This is a genomic window from Virgibacillus carmonensis (assembly GCF_057836705.1).
Genome location: NZ_JBYQFJ010000402.1, coordinates 1 through 523, shown reverse-complemented (window position 1 = coordinate 523; position 523 = coordinate 1). Strand labels below are relative to the sequence as shown.

The 523-nt window shown below is 37.7% G+C and carries 1 protein-coding gene; it reads left to right on the top strand.

Annotated features, from left to right (window positions below):
- On the top strand, nucleotides 1–523 hold a 523-nt coding region (locus tag AC3G7N_RS22580), incomplete at both ends, for a DNA translocase FtsK 4TM domain-containing protein (protein WP_489424333.1).

The window sequence follows — 523 nt, the reverse complement described above, 5'->3', positions numbered from 1 at the left end:
TTATATTATTATTTTAGGAATCCTACTCCTGACACATATCCAAACGTATGAAATGTTGCTGTTTAAGTCAGATAATGCTTCCATTATCCGGTCTACATGGAGCCGTTTCTTTACATATGTAAACGGTCCAGGGGAGTTGGCGCAAACAGGCGGAGGGATGATTGGAGCAGTTTTATTTTCTTTTTGTTATTATTTGTTTTCATCAATTGGAGCAAAAATTGTTGCTATTTTTTCTATCATAATTGGAATTATATTTCTGACTGAATTTTCTTTGGGTGACTTCTCATCTAAAGTATGGTCCAGGGTGAAAACTGCCACTGCAAATGTCAGGACAAAAACGAAAGAAAATAAGCAGGACAAAAACGATGCAGATGTAGAACCAGAAATTAAACAGGTTGAATCTAAGCAACAAGCTGTAGACCACGATGAACCCGTAATCCAGGATTTCACCGATGTAGCATATTCATTTGATGAACCAAAAAAACAAGAGGCACAATCAGCCCAGGACACGAATCAAACGGAG